Here is an 18768-nt window from a genome sequence, read left to right as displayed (position 1 = left end):
ACATTAGAAAAGTTAGGGGTAAATGTAATGATTCAGCCGAAATGAATCTCTTTAACTGTATAATTAAGAGAAGGAAATAAGCCCGCCAAAAGGCGAGCTTATTTAGAATGCTTGTTTATAGGTTATCGCTGAACTACGTTTTCAGGACAGCCCCTCGATTTCATTCTAAGCAGCATTTTTTAAATCAAGGCTTAATTGTCCTGCCTGCTCCCATGTTTTTGTTGGTATTCCGCACGCATTCAACGCTTCTTCATACCGAACTCCATTATTAGTCAAATTCATACAGATCTTATAATGTTTAGGATGCGTTACAAGCATTCTTTGAAAACGGTTTGGTTCAGCCTCTAAGTGTGCGCCAAATCCGCAGAACATACATCCGGTTCTTTGTTCACCAGTCGTATAGTACTGTCCAAATTCATCCTGTAGGATATCCCCATATACCGAACTGATTTCAATATCTTTTTCAACAATGTATCGTAGTACATCAGCCCTCGTCCAAGAACCCAAAGGCTGACTTTTTATAAGAGCTCCACTATATACATTGCATCCTGTTTTCGAATACTGATGTTCTCTTCGAAAACTTTCATCCTGTGTAATTCCAATGTACGGCTTTCTTCCAGTCTCTTTTACATATCTGGTAAAAGGTTCCTTCTTAAGGATATCACAACACTTTGGACTTATATCGCACTGCATGCAAACAAGGAAACGCCATTTTTTAGGCAACATACCAAATTTCCCACGTTCATCCCCATATAAAAGGTAATTACGATAGCGATCACTTAGGTTACCATGACGAAGTTTACTGACTTTGCTTGCCGTTTCCTTTGAAGCAATCGGGAAACCATATTTATCCACAACTTCCGAAAAATAAGCTCGTTTTCCAGACTTCCACCTGGGATAAATCTCCACAAAGTTACCGCTTGCCCTACGTGCGTGCCGTACAATTTCTGGAAATTCCAGTCCTGTGTTAGAAAATACAGCCGGTATCTCATCTCCTAATACCATTCGTATCATATACAGCAGTGCCGTACTATCCAGGCCCCCAGAGTAACTAAGGTACACATCTCCATACCAGTTTTCATACCATTCTTGAATCCGTGTTTCCGCAAGCTTCACTTTCATTTCATAGGGCAGGTATTTCCGCTGACTAAATTGCCACTCATTTAATTTCAATTCATCCTGAAGAATGTACATTTATTCAGCTCCATTAACCTACGGATATTAAAAAAAATATCCGTAGGTTCGTCCTTATGCAGCCAGTGCTACAACACCAGTGCCCTCCTCATAGAAATTAATACAGTAGCAAACTGTATCTGTCTCAAACTTTACATACTCATCATTCTGCTCCAATACTCGCCTAATTTTTCCTGTTGAACGCCATAATCCATTCTGACAATAGTGAGCTTTCTGTCCTTCCTTCAATGGCTGCATCACGGATCCATATAATACTACCGTGGGCTTAAATTTCATTCGTTCTCCTCCTTTCTGAAAATTCTTCAACGAAGCCACCTCCTTTTTGCGCACAAAAAAAGCACAGAACAGACATTCATTTTTCAAATAAATCAATGTCTTTCTATGCTTTTATTTGTACATATGATTGGTTAAATTTTTTCTCCAGGCCATAAGCCTGAACAAAATATCTGTTTCTGAATCCAGAACAAAAATGATTACATGTTCATAATATCTATATATAGCTATTTTGTCAACTGTATAATACAATATATTGCATTATTATATTTATTGGTTTAATATGGGAACTTCACAACACATATAATCAAACGGTATACAAACTCCTCATATAAATCTTGATCAAATTGACTATTTACGTTTGCGTATTTATATAATAGCGGATTATATAATTCTATTATCTGAACCATCGCGGTATCATCCATCGTTTTTGCTCTATTAAGAAGTTCCCTAAATCCCATATCTATTTTTCTCCTATGATTTTTCTTAGTTTTGTAAGTGTATTGAAATATATGTTTTTAGCTTGTAACTCACTTCTTCCTACCAGTTTCCCAATTTCACGAAAAGTTTTCTTTCCAATACATCGCAATACTAATATTTCAATCTGAAGGGTATTTAAAGCAGAAATAGCAGAATAAAGCGTGGGATCATCAATACTATTTAATACGTCTCTCGCATGAAATTCTTCACCATCTTTGATTTTATAATCAATACAGACATTCTCTAACATGCGTTCTGCTGCCTTATCCTCAATAGAATCAACTTCATCCAAAGATGTCTCTGTTTTGATTATTTTATTCAGCTCTATCAGGTATTCTTTTTTCGCGTTCAATATTGAAACTTTTAAATACGCTCCAAACTTTCTCTTTAGTTCTTTATCCATTTTATTTGGCATTATTGCCCCCCTAATTTGTAATCCTGTAAAACTTCTCCAGTTGGCGGAGCTCTTTGCAATTTGTCATAATAACAACCACTTTTACAATTAACAAAACAGACTACTGAAATAACTTTCCAGTAGTCCGCACAAACCAGGTAATGTTGAGTATCCTTCTGCTTTTTATGAATTTTCTGTTCCTCCTGCCTGATCGATCCATGCCACAATGGAGTTAACCGCAAACATTTACATGGAACCAGGAATTATATTTTCTTTTACATTCTATATATAATACGATTCAAATAATTTTTGGCATCATTTCTTCATAGAATTTTCACAATTTTTGTATAATTAATTTATGCAATTTAACACATTCTTGATTTCTTCCACAACCTAACCAAACACCAAAGATACTATTTTCTTAGAAAATCATCCAGTTCTGAATCATAGGCCTTGACTTCTTCCATTGAAAGAGTATCTACTTTTTCAAATGCCCTATCAATCTGCTCGGAGCTCATATCGTCTTCTTTTTCCTTTTCAATAACATCTGTTAGCTGTTCTTCAGACAACCCTTCTTGAAAAAGGTGTCCACATTCCGGACAGATTCTATACGACTTCCGAATTTCACACTGACACTCCGGACATATTTTCTTATGTGTTTTTTCCATTCCCAGATAAACTGTATATACTGTCAGCAAACTTGTTCCTGCCAGGCAGATTCCTGCTCCCAAATGATATCCCATAATGTTTCCGACAGTCCCTACTGCCTCCAGAAAACAAATGCTCCCCAATATTTTAAGTTCCATCACTTTTTGCACCTCCCTGTCTAATCCTCAGAATTATCAAACAGCTTATAATTCTTCAGCATTAAAGAAACCTCCGCATCATTCGCTTCATACTCTCCATCTATACTTACAAAATGATCCTCCTCATTCTTATCTTCTGGTGCCAAAGGAACTTTTTGTTCCTTTGGCTGATCAGAAAAAACCGGCTTTGGGGCTATCTGTTCAATTGATTTATTTTCGATTGTCCAATAGGCCAGTACTGCTTTAACAATATATCTGGCTTTTTTCCTGCTACCACAGTAATCATTCAAAAACTGGCAGACTTTCCGATGATCTTCATCGGTTTCATCAAAACGGAGATTGAAACGGTACTCATTTTTTTTACTCATTTCCGTTCCTCCTTATTCTCAACCAGATACTGTAAGCGATACCCTTTTGCATTTGCTTTTGTATCATTGATAATATTGTATTCTACACCGAATCGTTTCCATACAATTTGGATGAAATCTGCCAATAAAATAGAACCTCCTCCAAGAAATACTGTCTGTGTCGTATTGAAATCAATTCCAAGCTCACGAAACTTTCCAAGTAATTCTGTCACATATCCGATAGCAACCTCACGTACACGTTCTTTTAACTCTGGTTTATAGCAACCACCTCTTTCCAATATAATATTGTCAATATCCTCTTCATCCAAGAGAATACTGTATTTTTGTCTTATCGCAGCTTTAATACTGTTATATAACCGAATGACACCATTTTCTAATGAATCGACATACTCCATTTCCAGCTGTCCAAATCTTAAAACCATATAATCTACGGTAAAGCCACCAATATCGATTAATAAAATTTTTGGTATTACCGATAACTGTTTCTTCACAGCAAGAAGACAATATGCGGCATATGCCTGTATATAAACTTTTACTTCTTTGAAAACAATTCGGTATGAAATGCCTTTATAGCAAAATTCAACTACTGCCCCATTCCGATAAAAATACTCCCTGAATTTTTTTCGCTGTTTCCCATAATGCGCAGGCGGCAGTCCTACCAGAAGCTCAATCTCCTGTAAATTTTGCGGAAGCAAACCTTCATTTTTTTCGCGGTAAGATAATTCTTTTGCAATGGCAAATAATGTCAGAATATAATACCGATCATCTGCGGTCTTATCTTCCATATACGAGATTCTTCTATTCGTTGTCATATAATATTTTCCTTCGTACTCAATCACCTCTTCCAACTCTCCTGGCAGTGTATCCAAAATTTCCACCCCGGAATTGAACTCACAGTTCTCTGTTTTCATGTGTTTGTTACCGGTATCCACTGAAATAATCATATGTATTTCTCCTTTCAAAATCCAAATATAGTATTGCTATACGCCTTTTTTGCGTCCTTGCAATTTCACTATAGAGATTTTGGAAAATCTGTGTCAATAGGATTTTGGAAATAATTATTTTTCTACGTAATCTTCACAAACCAGCTTCAGTACACGTTCACTTTCTCCCTCATAGCCCCATAATATGCTTCCTACAGCTTCAAAAGCCTGTTCACGCCAACGAAAATATGTAGTCCTGTGAACTCTTGCATATTGCGGAAAATGTAGTTCCAGCTTGTCCAGGATTTCATCAATGTTCTCTGGTTTTGTTGACGATAAATAACTGTAATAAAGTACCCAATAATACCGCTCCCCCTGCGGATGGTACCTTCGCATAAGATCAACGGCTTCATCAATTAAACGCAAATATTGGTTTGATCGGTTGATGGCCTCTACACGCTCTTTCTCAGATGCCAAATCTCTTTCCACGTCCATTCCCGCTTGATAAATGCTTTCTAAGAATTCATCCACGTCTGTACCATACTCCATATGGAATCGACGTTTAACCTGATTAATTTTAATTTGCATCTGCCAGTTTACAGCCCGATAAATTTTGAATAATTTAATAACGTCATGATAGGCAGTATTTTCTTCCCCCTTATATTCCTTTGAAATTACTCCTGATCTTCCCCTTGCCACAGCTCTGTCTCATCCTTTCTCTTTTCATTTAATTTTCTAAACGCCTTCTCCATTTCGTCGTCCATTTTTCCAGCTCTAACAAGGCAGCAATACATGAGTATAATTACCACTGCCAGCAGGATCCAGAAAAAAAGCCAAAAATGCCACATTTTTGATTCCTCCGTTTCTAATTTTATGGAGTGGTACTATACTCTCCTATTATAAATAATGGAATTACTTGTCGAAATGTGTAAAAAAATGGAAAAAAAATGCGATTTTTTTAAGATTTTTTTGATTTGAAATAAGAACCACATTGAAATACAATCGCACCAATAATGCATCTTCTCTTTTTCTAAAAACAAAGCCCAATAATATCTGGGCTAAAAATTGTCCCAAACACTAAAATAAGCCCATAAGTTATCAAATAACCCATGGACTTATTCATGTATTTTTATTCATCAAAATTTATAAAAAATATTCATTTACACACCTTTTACATTCTTATTTTGATACCCCATTTTCACACCTCTAGTACTCCATTTTTACTCCATTTTCGTAATAAATAGCGTGAAATTATAATAATTTACGTGAAATGCGCAACTCTCTTAACCCCTGGAAATACTGGAAAAATCAGGTGTTCCGTACAGGTCATACGGGGTGCTCTGGTAGACGTAATAATTCAGCCAATTGGTATACAGGTTGTTGGCATGGGCTCTCCACATCAGAAGCGGACCGTTTTCAGGGTTGTTGTCGCGGTAGTAGTTTTCAGGCATTTCAATAGGGAGCCCTTTGCCAAGATCGCGTTTGTACTCGCCGTCCAGGGTGACACGGTCGTATTCCGGGTGACCCATTACAAAAATCTTGCGGCCGTCTTCTGCCATGGCAAGAAAAAGACCTGCTTCGTCGGATTCTGCAAGGACAGTAAGGTCTTTGCAGGCGTGTACAGCTTCAATAGGAACTTCTGTATGTCGGGAATGCGGTGCCAGAAATATATCATCGAACCCTCTGACCAGCGGAATTTTACGGTTCATTACCTTGTGCCAGAAAAGGCCAAACATTTTTTTATCCAGCTTACGTTTCTTCAGTCCATAAAAATGGTAGAGCGCAGCCTGAGCAGCCCAGCACAGGAAAATAGTGGATGTCACATGGGTCTCTGACCAGTCCATGATCTGGGTAACTTCCTCCCAGTAATCAACCTCTTCAAACTCCATCTGCTCTACCGGTGCTCCTGTAATGATCATTCCATCAAACTTCTTATCTTTCAGTTCAGAAAAAGTCTGATAAAATTTGTTCAGATGACTCCTGGAAGTGTTTTTCGCCTGATGGGACTCCACTGCCATAAAGCTTACGTCAACCTGCAGAGGAGTATTGGAAAGGGAGCGAAGAAGCTGAAGCTCGGTTTCCTCTTTCAGTGGCATTAAATTTAAGATCAGAATATAAATCGGACGGATATCCTGGTGCATAGCACGGTTTTCGTCCATAACAAACAGGTTTTCTTTTTCCAGAATCTCCTTTACCGGGAGATCACTTTGTATTTTAATTGGCATTGCAATTTCCTCCTACTATTATACATACTTTTTGTCATTCCTTTCGCTTCGTTCAAGACACAAACAAGTTATGAAAAATGTTGTGCCCTTCCACTCTTCTCTTCTGTAAAGATATATTCAATACAGTTCACTGGTAACGTTCCGCGAGGTGTTTTTTGTGAACAAAGTTCACAGAAAACCCAAATTTTCTTTTAAATCCCCGCCAGCTCCAGGAAATCCTCCTCCGACAAAATCGGGATTCCCAGTTCCTGTGCCTTCTTGTTCTTGGAAGAAGCCGATGTTTTATCATTATTGATCAGATAGTCTGTTTTCTTTGTCACAGAACCGGTCACCTTACCGCCGCGGGTTTCGATAAATTCCTTTGCCTCAGAACGGTTGGAAAAATGCTCTACACTGCCTGTAATAACAAAGGTTTTCCCTGCAAAAACCTGTTCCGCAGAAGTCTCCTCATGAACCAGATGAAGATGACTGAGCAGATGATCCAGCTTCCGATTGTTCTCTGCGCTCTTAAAATAATCAGCCAGACTTCCGGCGATTACCGGACCGATTCCTTCAATCGAGCTGATCTCTTCTTCCTCCGCATAGCGGATTTTCTCTATATCATCGTCAAAATATTTACAGATCACCTTGGCATTTGCAAGACCGATACCTGTAATCCCAAGACTGTAGATCACCTTGGCAAGAGTAGTTTCTTTCGCTTTCTCCAGACTCACCATCAGATTATCAAAGGACTTCTGACCAAATCCTTCCATTTCTACAATCTGATCTTTATATTTTCCAATTTCAAAAATATCACCAAAATTATGAATAAATCCCATTGCAATAAACTTCTCCAGAGTTGCCTCTGAAAGTCCGTCAATATTCATGGCATCACGGCTGGTAAAAAGGCTGAAGGACTTAATCTTCTTGGCAACACAGTCCGGATTCATGCAGTATAATGTCTCCACATCGTTTTCCTTGCGGATACGCGCCTCCCGGCCGCACACCGGACATTTATCCGGAATTACCAGATTGCCGCTTCTTGTAAGATTCTCCGCAATCTGGGGAATGATCATATTGGCTTTATACACCTTAATGGTATCTCCAATTCCAAGCTGCAATTCCTTCACAATACTGATATTGTGCACGCTGGCACGGCTTACTGTAGTACCTTCCAGCTCCACTGGTTCAAAAATTGCAACCGGATTAATCAGTCCGGTTCTTGACGGACTCCATTCCATATCCACCAGCCTGGTTTCCCGCATTTCATCCGCCCATTTAAAAGCAAAGGAGTTTCGCGGAAATTTCGCAGTACTTCCCAGAGACTCCCCATAGGCGATGTCATCGTAGGTCACAACCAGTCCGTCTGATGGAAAATCGTTGTTTACAATTGCCTTGGAAAAATAATCCATGGCTTCATCCAGACTTTCAGAGGTAACCACCTTATACTCCACCACCTCAAAGCCCTGTTTCTTCAGCCAGATAAACTGCTGCTCCCTGGAATTGGAAAAATCCACATCCTGGGCACTTACCAGAGCAAAGGCATAAAAACGCACATTTCGTTTCGCCGTGATCTCGTTATTCAGCTGACGCACAGAACCACTGCAAAGATTCCGCGGGTTCTTATATTTAGCATCTGCATCGCCTATAGTCTCGTTGATCCGCTCGAACTCAGAATAAGTGATAATCGCCTCACCCCGAAGCACCAGCTGACCTTTATAAGGGATGCGAAGAGGGATATTCTTAAACACCCTGGCATTGTTAGTAATAACCTCACCTACAATTCCATTCCCCCTTGTTACTGCTTTCTCAAGCTCACCGTTCTCATAAGTAAGAACAATGGTCAGACCGTCCAGCTTCCAGGATAAAAGGCATTTGTGATTTCCTATAAATCCACGGAGCACTTCCCTGTCTTTTGTCTTATCAAGGGATAGCATGGGGCTTGGATGTTCTTCCTTCGGAAGTTCATTGACTGCCTCGTATCCTACACGGACAGTAGGACTATTTGTGAGTACAGTGCCGGTTTCTTTTTCCAGCTGCTCCAGCTGGTCGTACAGGCTGTCGTACTCCTGATTGCTCATGATTTCCCTGTCTTCCTGGTAATATGCCTTCGCGGCCTGATCCAGCTTTTCTACCAGTTCTTTCATTCGCTGTAGAGAATTTTCCATGATGTCCTCCTGTTTTACTGTTGTAATTACTGCAAGCAGATTTCCTCTGTGAGATAGACTGCCGTTTTTCTGAAATAGTGCGGGAAGCAGCTGGCTTATTTTGCCTTTTTTCTTCTGGAATTGAAGAAAAGGGAATGCTGTCTCTTCCCTGTTTTTTGGAAAATACAGGCACACTGTCCTGCCTTCTGGCTGCGGGAAGCTGGGAGGAATCTGCAATTCCACGTTCCAGCTTCTTCCACTCCTCCTGGGTAGCTTCTCTGTACCCGCCCTCTTTCAGGCCATCTATTGTCAGTTCCATGATTCGTACGCGCTTCAGACTAAGCACCTGATATCCCAGATATTCACACATTCGGCGGATCTGCCGGTTCAATCCCTGGGTGAGAATAATCCGAAAAGAATTTCTCCCTGTTTTTTCCACAAAACACGGACGGGTAATGGTATCCAGAATAGGAATTCCAGATGACATTTTTTTCACAAAATCACCATCAACTGGTTTATTCACAGTCACCAGATATTCTTTCTCATGGTAGTTTCCCGCACGCATGATCTTATTTACCAGGTCTCCCTGGTTTGTTAAAAGCAAAAGCCCTTCGGATTCCTTATCAAGACGTCCTATGGGATAAATTCGAACCGGATAATTCAGATACTCCGTAACTGTAGTCTCCTGGCGCTGTTTTTTTGTGCTGCACACCACACCTCGCGGCTTGTGAAATAAAAGTAGAACTTTTTCTTCTACTTTTTTCACAGGCTTACCATCCACAAATACAACTGTATCTGCTGTAATCCTTTCTCCCGGTTCTGCCTTATGACCTTCCACAGTCACCCGTCCGTTCCGGATCAGGCTGTCAGCCTCACGTCTTGAACAGAATCCCGCTTCGCTTAAGTATTTGTTGATTCTGATTTTTTCGTCCATTTTTCCATTATATAGTTTTTCCCGGGCATATGCAAGGCAAACCTTGCCCCAAGCTCCAAAAGCTCCAGAACACATAAAAAAAAGCTTTCCCGCAAAGTGTAATGCACATCTTGCAAAAAACCTTCTCCACACACGCTCCAAAGCGAATATTAAGCAGCCAATAAAGAAGATAGAAGCATGCAAAAAAGCCAGGACAATTTCCTCGTCAACACTCTGCAGACACTGTAAATTCTTCCACACTGCCGCAGGCATTACACAGGAAAATCCATCCCGGCTTCCACATTCTTTTCTTATTTTTCCAATAAGAAAAACCTCTTTATTCCGTTTTCAGATCTGAGAACTTCATTTTCACAACACACATAGCTCCCATCATCAGTGCTACACCGATGATCAGGCACAACGGGCTCTGGATAAAGCCGGCGAAAATGTAAGTTACAAAGGATACCACTGCTGCCACAATGGCATAAGGCAACTGGGTTGACACATGATTTACATGATCACACTGAGCTCCCGCGGAGGCCATAATCGTCGTATCCGAAATCGGAGAACAATGGTCACCGCAAACAGCACCAGCCATACAGGCAGAGATGGAAATAATCATCAAGTCTCCCGGTGTGTTTTCAAATACATGAACAACAATCGGGATCAGAATACCGAAGGTTCCCCATGAAGTACCAGTAGCAAATGCCAGGAAGCAGGCTACCAGGAATATAATAGCCGGAAGCATATTTACCAGTCCTTCTGCAGAAGACTTCACCATTTCCGCAACAAACTCAGCAGCTCCCAGACTGTCCGTCATACTCTTTAAGGTCCATGCAAAAGTGAGGATCAGGATTGCCGGTACCATGGACTTAAAGCCCTCCGGAATGCATGCCATACAATCGCGGAAGGACAGCACTCTGCGCACCATATAAAGAAGAATGGTAATCACCAGACCGAAAAAGCTTCCAAGCACCAGTCCGACAGAAGCATCACTCTGGGAAAAAGCAGTTACAAAATCTGTACCGCTGAAAAATCCTCCAGTATAGATCATACCGATTACACAGCAGATAACCAAAGAGATGATAGGGATCAGAAGATCCATAACCTTTCCTCTTGGATTCACCGGTCCATCACCTTCTCCTGAAGCATAAGGACGGGCTGCTGTGGTAAACAGATCCCCTTTTAACGCATTGGACTCATGCACACCCATAGCACCAAACTCTTCTTTCATCAAAACCATGGATACCATCATTACAATCGTAAGAAGTGCATAATAGTTATAGGGAATAGCTCTTACAAACACGGACATTCCATCCTCTCCCGGAACAAAACCGCTGACAGCAGCTGCCCAGGATGAGATTGGTGCAATGATACATACCGGCGCAGCTGTGGCATCGATCAGGTATGCCAGCTTCGCGCGTGATACATTGTGCTGATCTGTGATCGGTCTCATAACACTGCCTACCGTCAGACAGTTGAAATAATCATCAATAAAAATCAACACTCCAAGCAAAATGGTTGCCAGCTCTGCCCCAACTCTTGTCTTGATGTGTTTGCCTGCCCAGCGTCCAAAAGCGGCTGAGCCTCCAGCCCGGTTCATCAGGCAGACCATAGTTCCAAGAATTACCAGGAACACCAGAATACCTACGTTACTGCCGGATGATAACACACTGATCATTCCGCCTGAAAAAATATGGTTAACCGTTCCCTCAAAATTACCGCCAGAGTACAGAAGTGCTCCAACTAAAATTCCAAGAAACAAGGAACTGTAAACCTCTTTTGTAATCAATGCCAGAACGATTGCCACAACTGGCGGTATCAATGACCAGAAAGTAGCGTACACAGCAGGTGTGTCAGCCTCCTCTTCTGCCGCTGCCAGAACAGTCACTGGACATGCCAGGACAAACATCATAACAGCTGCAAAAAGAACAGATAATTTTTTACAATTGTACTTCATTATCGATTTCCTCCCTCTTTTTTCCTGAATATCAGATGACCAGTCACAAACCGGTCAGAGCGTTTTCTTAAAAGCCTCCTCTTCTTTAACGCAAAAAGCCATGAATGCACTCCCATTATGGGGACACATTCATGGCATTTATTCTTCACAGGATCTATACCTTAGATAGCGCTCCACAACAGTGACAGTCTGCCGCATATTCTGCGTCAGCCCAGAACTTCTCTCCTGGCTGAGAAAAAATCCTTCGGCAGTCTCCCCTTTCATTCCAGCCAGTCTGCCATACGACCCAGAGCCTGTATCTGCATATGCCCATACTCTGCACACAACCAGTCTCTGCAGCTGAAATTACTGATGAAGCCTGCGCCTCTATCATAACTTCCCGTATTCAGTTTATTCACAAACTAAATGTATCAGCTTTTTCCTGTAAATGCAACCCTTTTATTCACAATATTTGAAAATACCGTACTCATTTACCTGACCGATCAGTAAGAACCCTTTTGTTTCCATATACAGCTGCTTCTTTTTGCTTGGAACAGGGAAAACCAGGTAATTGCATTTCAGTCTTTTTGCATTTTTTACTACCTTTTTGATCACCGGTACTTCTGCCACAAGCTGTTTATGGAGCCATCTTGCAGCTTTTTTTCCAGAGGCTCCTTTACCGCCTCTTCCGTAAGGCATTTTGATAGATGGATCATAAACTCTCACGTAGGAAGCTATTTTGTCATCCGTTGCCAGGTAAATCTCTTCATTTTCTTCCTTCTGTTCATTGATCAGATTGCAGATGCTTACTACCTCATCAGGAATCTTCTGTACATTCTGAACCTTTTTGTAAAAACCATCTCTATTCAGGCCAGTTCCGCAAAAAGCCAGCACTGCCGCAATAAAAATCAGAAGTATGTACTGCCGTGGTCTGGAAGCTCCCGCCCTTTTTACCAGGCAGGTTCCTGCATAAGCTATAAGCGGCACTGCCGGAAGAATCCATAATACTCTCCAGTAAACCGACCGTCCTATACATTTCTGTATAATATAAGCAGTCACCGGACAGAAAAACACAGCAAGAAAAACTACAATATAGCCGGATAAAATTCTGGATCGTTCTTTTTTTCTTCCGAATACCAGGAAATACAAACATGCAGCCAGCAGTAAATAGACATAAAATCCGTTCCCCCAGTATTTCTGCCAGGCATCCAGTGAAGCCAAAAGTGCTCGTTTCATCTCTCCACCTCCTAAAATACCAGAATGTATACCACGCCAAGTATCAGGGATGGCAGACAGCAGACTACACTCTTTAAGAATCTTCTTCCGTCTCTGAATTTCACCAGACTAAGCAGAGCAAATACTCCCATCAGAAGAGGGGCAAGCATGATTCCCATTGAGGAAAACAGACAGCAGGCTCCATTTGCCAGAAAAGCCAGGCTCCATGGATATTCCGGTTTTTCCTGCATAAAAATCTCCATACAGAGCAGAAATAAAAATGGTAAAAATACCCCTGCCAGCACAGCTTTTCCCTGCCAGATCCTGCCCATTGTAAAAATTTCTGAATTGTATACCGAATATCCGCAAAACCACAGGATCACGGCACAAAGGATCATAAAAATCCCCTGTTCTCCAGCCTTTCCCTTGAAGAATATGCGGCTGTACTGAAAAAGCACCACATATGCCAGAAAAACAAATACCGCCGGAAAAACAGTATGTGCCACAATGGCTGGATGAAGTCCTCCGCATAACCGGCTGGTCACGGCAAGAAATGCAGGAAACGGAGAAAGAATGTAACGGCTTGGCAATACATTGTAAGCGGCTCCGGTGTAGGGGTTATATGCATAAAGAGAATCGGTTTCCACCGCGGTAGTGGCTGTTCCTACATAAAAAGCATCATCTTCATCCATATGGGCATAAAGCACCACAACGACAAGCTGGAACAGAATCAGAATTCCTGCCACCACAAGCTCCGGGGAAATTCCAGTCGCTTCTGTCCTTCTGCCGCAATATGTGCCAGCGCCTTCACCGGTTTCCTTCTGCCTCTTCTTATAAAGACTCCGGGCACCCAGAAATGCCAGTACACCAGCCACCACGCCATATGTAATGGTCAGCACATGAAGCGGCTGTTTGGTAAAAATCATGGTAAGAGAAAGCAGCTCTGTAATGGCAAACAGCAGTGTATAACCGGCCAGAAGATATTCACCGCAGGTTCTTTTTTCTCTGCGGAAATAGAATCCCCCTGCCAGGCAGGGAACTACCAGCAGCCAGATCACTGCCAGTATCCCCTTAAAAATAAATCCCATATATTATTTCTCCAGTTCTTTTTTCAGAATTCCCATGGCAATCTTCTCCGATGTGATCGGCAGCTCTCTTACCCGGACACCGGAAGCATTGTAAACCGCATCTGCAATTGCAGGACAAGGGGTATCGATTACCAGCTCACCGATGGACTTGGCACCAAAAGGACCGCTCTTTTCATAGCTGCTCTCAAACTCAACCCGGATATTTCCAATATCCTCACGGCTTGGGATCTTGTACTGCATGAAAGAATTCTCACGAATCTTACCTTCTTTGGAATACTGCACATTCTCCATAAGTGCCATACCGATTCCCTGGGCAACTCCTCCCTCAGTCTGCACACGGGCAAGATTGGGATTAATAGGAGTTCCGCAGTCTACAACTGCCACATAATCGATCAGGTCAATATTTCCTGTCTCTTTGTCTACTTCCACCTCTGCTGCCCCAACCATATAAGGCGGCGGAGAAATCTGGGAAGAATAGGAGGCAGTCACCTGCATTTCCAGGGTATTTCCGCAGGTTCCCTTATAAGCAATCTCCTGAAGACTGACCTCTTTTTCCCCTGCGTAGACTTTCTTTCCATCAAAGTCTGCTTCCTCAGGACTTACACCCAGCATTTCAGCACCCAGCCGGATAATCCTCTTTTTCAGCTCATTGCAGGCGTTAATAACTGCATTGCCTGTAGCGTAAGTAGTGGCAGATGCATAAGAACCGGAGTCATATGGAGAAACATCCGTATCCACACCAAATGCAACAATATTCTCAAATTCTGTTTCCAGACAGTCGGCTGCCATCTGAGAAAGAATGGTATCACAGCCCGTACCCATATCTGCACATCCAAGGGAAAGTGTATAGGATGCGTCCTCATTCAGCTTCAGGGTTGCGCCTCCCACGTCTACATTGGCAATAGAGGAGCCCTGCATCGCCATGGCAAGACCTACGCCGCGGACTTTTCCATTTCCCATATCACGGCATGGATATTTCTCATCCCAGCCGATCATCTCCTTGGCCCGGGCAAGGCAGCGATCCATCGTACAGCTTGCTGTATGAGTCAGGTTTCCATCATAGTCATACATTGGCTCGCCTTCAATTGGCATATTCAACTCACGGATCCTTGCAGGATCCATATTCATCTTATGGGCCAGCTCATTAACAGCGGATTCCACTGCATAAATTCCCTGTGTGGCACCATATCCACGATATGCACCGGATGCCTGCACGTTGGTGTAAACAACCTCATAGTCAAAAGCATAGGCTTCCAGATTCCGGTACAGGGCAATTGCCTTATGACCTGTAAGTCCGATGGTTGTAGGACTGTGATCTCCGTATGCACCAGCATTGGAAAGCGCCTCTACTTTAATTCCTTTTACGATTCCGTTCTCATCTGCACCAACTTTTACGTGTACTTCCATCTCATGACGGGGAGAAGCGCAGATTAAAGATTCATAACGGCTGTAAACGATTTTGGATGGACGTCCTGTCATCCAGGTAACAATTGCCGGATAAATTTCACAGACCTCTGTCTGCTTGGCTCCAAAGCCGCCGCCAATACGAGGCTTGATCACGCGGATCCTGGAGGATGGGATTCCAAGGGCATTTCCAAGGATTCGGCGAAGGTGGAACGGTACCTGTGTGGAGGAAACCACATTCAGCCTGCCGAAATAATCCTTGGTACAATATGTGCGGAAGGTCTCCATCATACACTGCTGATCAGCCTTTGTGTGATAAACTTCATCTACTGTATATTTGCATTCTGACAAAACCTTGTCAATATCTCCCATTTCCTCATGGCCTTTTGCTGCAAGGTTCCGCTTGTTATCTGCACCAACCGGGAACTTGGATTCCCAGTCCTCTTCCGGGTGGACCAGAACCGGATTATCCTTAGCTGTATGCATATCAAGAACCGGTGTTTCCACGCGGTATTTCACTTTAATGCGCTTCATGGCAAGGTCTACAGCTGCTTCTGTTTCTCCTGCCACAATTGCCACTGCATCCCCTACGAAACGAAGATGCTGATCCAGGATCATTCTGTCATAAGGACTGAACTCCGGATAGGTCTGTCCGGCAGAGGCGAAACGTCTCTTTGGAACATCTTTCCAGGTAAGGATCAGTGCCATTCCTTCTACCTTCATGGCTGTGTCCGTCTTGATCTCTTCCACCCAGGCATTGGCATAGGGACTCCTTAAGATCTTGATGATCAGGCAGTCCTTTGGTGCCAGGTCGTCTGTGTAGACTGGCTTTCCGGTCACCAGAGCCATGGCATCCTTTTTCTGCAAAGACTTATTTACATAGCTCATGCCTGCACCTCCTTCTCCTGGATATTTCCGTTTTTCTTATATTCCAGATATTTCAGGATACTTCTGGTCTGTCCAACAAAACCGGAGCAGCGGCAAAGATTGCCTGCCAGATATTCCTTAATCTCTTCTTCGGTTGGATTTTCCAGTTCTTTTGTCATCGCAAGTACATTCATGATAAATCCCGGATTACAGAATCCGCACTGCTCTGCGCCTTCATTGGCAAGAAAAGTTCCAAATTCTTCAGCTTCTGCCTGAAGTCCCTCCATGGTGGTGACCTTTTTGCCGTCAATACGGGCGGCAAGGACACTGCAGGACAGCATTGGCTTGTCATTTACCAAAACGGTGCAAAGACCGCAGTTTGCAGTTTCACAGCCTCTTTTTACACTGTAGCAGCCAAGGCTTCGAAGAAACTCCAGAAGCATGGTGTCAGGACTGATTTCCGCTTCCTTTTTGGCTCCATTCAGCCAGAAATTAATTTTCATCTGTCATACCTCCCACTGCTTCTAATGCTCTTCTTGTGAGAACCTTCACAAGAAGGGTTCTGTACTCTGCGCTGCCTCGCATGTTTCCAAAGGTAGGAACCTTCCGGGCTGCATAGTCTGCAAATTTCTGAACCGCTGTCTTCTTCTCTTCCGAAGACATGGTTTCCATGCCTGCAAGGAGACCTTCTTCGTCTTCCAGAAGAAATGCCTTCGCCGGACGGGCGCCGTAAACTGCTCTCACACCATTCTCAGACAGCCTGATACAGCATGCCAGTACCGGGAAATCGGTCTTGGTATTACGCAGGCTTAAATAGGCAACCTGCAACGGAGTTTCTTTATGATAATGCGTACCAGAATATCTCTGTCTTTTGGCATTTTCACAAAATCAGAAAGACAGACTCTGCCGCCTTTAAAAAGTTCCACCTCTGTATCAAGTGCCAGAAACATGGTGAGTACATCAGAAAAGCCGAAGCGTCCCCAGATACTTCCGCCTACAGTGGCGCAGTTGCGGAACTGTACGCCTACAATATGGCGCAGGCTTTCTCTTATGGCACCTTTCGTATATGTATGAAGTCCCTGATGAAGTTCCAGGTCCCGCAATGGGGTCATACAGCCAATCACAAATTCACTTTCTGTTTCTGTGATGGTATCCAGACCAAGCCCGGAAAGATCAATGGCTGTGGTTACAACACGGTTACCCATTTTCAGCCACACCATGCCGCCAAGCACACAGGCAGTCCGCTTCTGGTTCAGCTCATAAGCCTGTTCCAGAGATTCTGCTTTCACATAATTTTTTATTTTGAGCATGTTCAATTCCTTTCTCATATTGTATCACTGTTCATCGTTTTCCAAATACGCTTTTCCAGAGCGTGTTTGAAAAAGGCTTTCTGCAATCTGTACATGCAGTGAACAGCAATCGTATTGCTATTTTTAGTATAACAAGAAAGGGTTCAAATTTCCAGCGAAATGACATATTCAGAATATTTTTTTGTTTTGATTTTATGCAAATTATATAGATATTTTCATACAATTATGTTATAATGCAAAAAAGAACAGAAAATAGTTTTCATAAACTATTTTATAACAAAATTATTTACAAATCCACCACAAAAGGAGGCGCCGTTTATGAGTAACCGTGTTATAACAATCAATCGTATGTTTGGAAGTAACGGACGTATTATTGGAAAGGCTCTTGCGGAGGAACTGGGATTTAAGTTCTATGATAAGGAGCTGATCGAAATGGCCAGCAAGGAGAAGAATATTCCTTTCGATGAGTTTGCCAGAGTAGATGAGAAAAAAGCCAGCCAGTGGCTGTATCCGGTGGATTACGAGCTGCAGATGAATCCGGAGTACCATTTTGTTCCCATGAATGATGTGCTTTACGATCTGCAGAAGAAGATCATTTTGGAGGCAGCCGAAAAAGAGAATTGCGTGATCGTTGGGCGATGTGGCAATTATATCTTACAGGATAATAAAGATAAGCATCTGAGTCTGTTTATCTATGCTCCGTTTGAGGACCGTGTGAAGACGGTGATGGCACGTACCGGCCGGGAGGAAAAGAGTGTAAGGAAGCTAGTGAAACGTACGGATAAGGAACGCCGGGCTTATTATGAGTATTTTACGGATACTAACTGGCTGGATATGCTGCAGTATGATCTGTGTATTAACAGTAGCAGGGTGACGAAGGAAGAGATTGTGGAGATGGTGAAGAAGTTGATCTAAAGTGTATAGAAAGACAGCCCCGTTTTTGGCGGGGCTGTAATTTTTTACTATTTAATTGGTTGGTCGTTATCCCGGACGCGATTTCACAATGTATATTCACCGCCGCGCGTCGCAACGTTCCGGCAAGCTAATGACTAACTACGACTAAGACGCTCAGGAAAGCCTTCGCGCCTAAGTCTCCGTAAGTCATGGATCTCGCCTCCACTAAAACCGCTCCTGAAATGCGCGGCTTGCGAATATACATTGCAAAATCGCTGGTTACTGGAAAGGGAAGAAAGAAACAGTAACGACAACAACGCGGGTGGGGTGAAGTAGTTGGTATCCCGCA

At 42.5% G+C, this 18768-nt stretch carries 17 protein-coding genes, 2 pseudogenes and 1 riboswitch; of the genes and pseudogenes, 1 reads left to right on the top strand and 18 read right to left on the bottom strand.

What is annotated here, in order from left to right; translation table 11 throughout:
- Positions 1–165 precede the first annotated feature (165 nt).
- From DW904_RS20790 to DW904_RS20710, 18 genes and pseudogenes are all read right to left on the bottom strand, one after another.
- Positions 166–1194: a phosphoadenosine phosphosulfate reductase family protein gene (locus tag DW904_RS20790; RefSeq protein ID WP_118584051.1), complete on the bottom strand. Its 1029-nt coding sequence runs from the start codon at positions 1192–1194 to the stop codon at positions 166–168.
- Between the two features lie 54 nt (positions 1195–1248).
- On the bottom strand, positions 1249–1470 hold the full coding sequence (locus DW904_RS20785; protein ID WP_118584052.1) for a hypothetical protein: 222 nt from the start codon (positions 1468–1470) through the stop codon (positions 1249–1251).
- Positions 1471–1745: 275 nt separating this feature from the next.
- Positions 1746–1928, bottom strand: a complete 183-nt coding sequence (locus tag DW904_RS20780) for a helix-turn-helix domain-containing protein (RefSeq protein ID WP_118584050.1) — start codon at positions 1926–1928, stop codon at positions 1746–1748.
- 2 nt (positions 1929–1930) lie between these two features.
- A complete protein-coding gene (locus tag DW904_RS20775) occupies positions 1931–2362 on the bottom strand; it encodes a sigma factor-like helix-turn-helix DNA-binding protein (RefSeq protein ID WP_118584049.1) in 432 nt (143 codons plus the stop codon).
- A 392-nt stretch (positions 2363–2754) separates the two neighbouring features.
- Entirely contained in the window at positions 2755–3147 is a 393-nt protein-coding gene (locus DW904_RS20770; protein WP_187564854.1) for a hypothetical protein, read from the bottom strand.
- Positions 3148–3167: 20 nt separating this feature from the next.
- Entirely contained in the window at positions 3168–3515 is a 348-nt protein-coding gene (locus tag DW904_RS20765; RefSeq protein WP_118584047.1) for a hypothetical protein, read from the bottom strand.
- The gene (locus DW904_RS20760) at positions 3512–4459 is read right to left on the bottom strand and encodes a ParM/StbA family protein (protein ID WP_118584046.1); all 948 of its coding nucleotides are present in this window, start codon (positions 4457–4459) and stop codon (positions 3512–3514) included. Before DW904_RS20760 ends, DW904_RS20765 begins: the two co-directional genes overlap by 4 nt.
- A 114-nt stretch (positions 4460–4573) precedes the next feature.
- A complete protein-coding gene (locus DW904_RS20755; protein WP_118584045.1) occupies positions 4574–5137 on the bottom strand; it encodes a hypothetical protein in 564 nt (187 codons plus the stop codon).
- Positions 5113–5286 (bottom strand): hypothetical protein, encoded by a 174-nt coding sequence (locus tag DW904_RS23120; protein ID WP_173719018.1) that lies wholly within the window; start codon positions 5284–5286, stop codon positions 5113–5115. The genes DW904_RS20755 and DW904_RS23120 overlap by 25 nt, the downstream gene beginning before the upstream one ends.
- A gap of 435 nt (positions 5287–5721) precedes the next feature.
- Positions 5722–6663 (bottom strand): homoserine O-succinyltransferase, encoded by a 942-nt coding sequence (metA, locus tag DW904_RS20750; protein ID WP_118584044.1) that lies wholly within the window; start codon positions 6661–6663, stop codon positions 5722–5724.
- Positions 6664–6854: 191 nt separating this feature from the next.
- On the bottom strand, positions 6855–8810 hold the full coding sequence (gene ligA / locus DW904_RS20745; RefSeq protein ID WP_118584043.1) for an NAD-dependent DNA ligase LigA: 1956 nt from the start codon (positions 8808–8810) through the stop codon (positions 6855–6857).
- Positions 8811–9069: 259 nt separating this feature from the next.
- A pseudogene (locus DW904_RS20740) lies at positions 9070–9723 on the bottom strand (pseudouridine synthase); the annotation flags it as partial.
- Between the two features lie 316 nt (positions 9724–10039).
- Complete coding sequence (locus tag DW904_RS20735; protein WP_118584042.1) at positions 10040–11662, bottom strand: Na+/H+ antiporter NhaC family protein; 1623 nt, start codon at positions 11660–11662, stop codon at positions 10040–10042.
- A gap of 158 nt (positions 11663–11820) precedes the next feature.
- Positions 11821–12039, bottom strand: a riboswitch (Lysine riboswitch).
- Positions 12040–12100: 61 nt separating this feature from the next.
- Positions 12101–12877: a hypothetical protein gene (locus DW904_RS20730; protein WP_118584041.1), complete on the bottom strand. Its 777-nt coding sequence runs from the start codon at positions 12875–12877 to the stop codon at positions 12101–12103.
- Positions 12878–12888: 11 nt separating this feature from the next.
- Positions 12889–13944 (bottom strand): DUF6077 domain-containing protein, encoded by a 1056-nt coding sequence (locus DW904_RS20725; RefSeq protein WP_118584040.1) that lies wholly within the window; start codon positions 13942–13944, stop codon positions 12889–12891.
- A gap of 3 nt (positions 13945–13947) precedes the next feature.
- Complete coding sequence (locus tag DW904_RS20720; RefSeq protein ID WP_118584039.1) at positions 13948–16236, bottom strand: molybdopterin cofactor-binding domain-containing protein; 2289 nt, start codon at positions 16234–16236, stop codon at positions 13948–13950.
- Entirely contained in the window at positions 16233–16718 is a 486-nt protein-coding gene (locus DW904_RS20715) for a 2Fe-2S iron-sulfur cluster-binding protein (protein ID WP_118584038.1), read from the bottom strand. The genes DW904_RS20720 and DW904_RS20715 overlap by 4 nt, the downstream gene beginning before the upstream one ends.
- Positions 16708–17525, bottom strand: a pseudogene (locus DW904_RS20710) (FAD binding domain-containing protein). Before DW904_RS20710 ends, DW904_RS20715 begins: the two are co-directional and overlap by 11 nt.
- A 318-nt stretch (positions 17526–17843) precedes the next feature.
- On the opposite strand from DW904_RS20710, the gene DW904_RS20705 reads away from it, so the two are divergent.
- Positions 17844–18440: a cytidylate kinase-like family protein gene (locus DW904_RS20705; protein WP_118584037.1), complete on the top strand. Its 597-nt coding sequence runs from the start codon at positions 17844–17846 to the stop codon at positions 18438–18440.
- The last annotated feature ends 328 nt before the right edge of the window (positions 18441–18768 follow it).

The sequence above is a fragment of the Ruminococcus sp. AM42-11 genome (genome assembly GCF_003480145.1).
In the GTDB taxonomy this organism is placed as follows: domain Bacteria; phylum Bacillota; class Clostridia; order Lachnospirales; family Lachnospiraceae; genus Blautia_A; species Blautia_A faecis.
Note: the sequence above shows the minus strand (reverse complement) of the source record. Positions and strands in the feature narration are given on the sequence as shown.

Coding starts and splice junctions, on each gene's coding strand:
- DW904_RS20790 (WP_118584051.1), bottom strand. CDS start 1,194: ATGTACATTCTTCAGGATGAATTGAAATTAAATGAGTGGCAATTTAGT.
- DW904_RS20785 (WP_118584052.1), bottom strand. CDS start 1,470: ATGAAATTTAAGCCCACGGTAGTATTATATGGATCCGTGATGCAGCCA.
- DW904_RS20780 (WP_118584050.1), bottom strand. CDS start 1,928: ATGGGATTTAGGGAACTTCTTAATAGAGCAAAAACGATGGATGATACC.
- DW904_RS20775 (WP_118584049.1), bottom strand. CDS start 2,362: ATGCCAAATAAAATGGATAAAGAACTAAAGAGAAAGTTTGGAGCGTAT.
- DW904_RS20770 (WP_187564854.1), bottom strand. CDS start 3,147: ATGGAACTTAAAATATTGGGGAGCATTTGTTTTCTGGAGGCAGTAGGG.
- DW904_RS20765 (WP_118584047.1), bottom strand. CDS start 3,515: ATGAGTAAAAAAAATGAGTACCGTTTCAATCTCCGTTTTGATGAAACC.
- DW904_RS20760 (WP_118584046.1), bottom strand. CDS start 4,459: ATGATTATTTCAGTGGATACCGGTAACAAACACATGAAAACAGAGAAC.
- DW904_RS23120 (WP_173719018.1), bottom strand. CDS start 5,286: ATGTGGCATTTTTGGCTTTTTTTCTGGATCCTGCTGGCAGTGGTAATT.
- metA (WP_118584044.1), bottom strand. CDS start 6,663: ATGCCAATTAAAATACAAAGTGATCTCCCGGTAAAGGAGATTCTGGAA.
- ligA (WP_118584043.1), bottom strand. CDS start 8,810: ATGGAAAATTCTCTACAGCGAATGAAAGAACTGGTAGAAAAGCTGGAT.
- DW904_RS20735 (WP_118584042.1), bottom strand. CDS start 11,662: ATGAAGTACAATTGTAAAAAATTATCTGTTCTTTTTGCAGCTGTTATG.
- DW904_RS20730 (WP_118584041.1), bottom strand. CDS start 12,877: ATGAAACGAGCACTTTTGGCTTCACTGGATGCCTGGCAGAAATACTGG.
- DW904_RS20725 (WP_118584040.1), bottom strand. CDS start 13,944: ATGGGATTTATTTTTAAGGGGATACTGGCAGTGATCTGGCTGCTGGTA.
- DW904_RS20720 (WP_118584039.1), bottom strand. CDS start 16,236: ATGAGCTATGTAAATAAGTCTTTGCAGAAAAAGGATGCCATGGCTCTG.
- DW904_RS20715 (WP_118584038.1), bottom strand. CDS start 16,718: ATGAAAATTAATTTCTGGCTGAATGGAGCCAAAAAGGAAGCGGAAATC.
- DW904_RS20705 (WP_118584037.1), top strand. CDS start 17,844: ATGAGTAACCGTGTTATAACAATCAATCGTATGTTTGGAAGTAACGGA.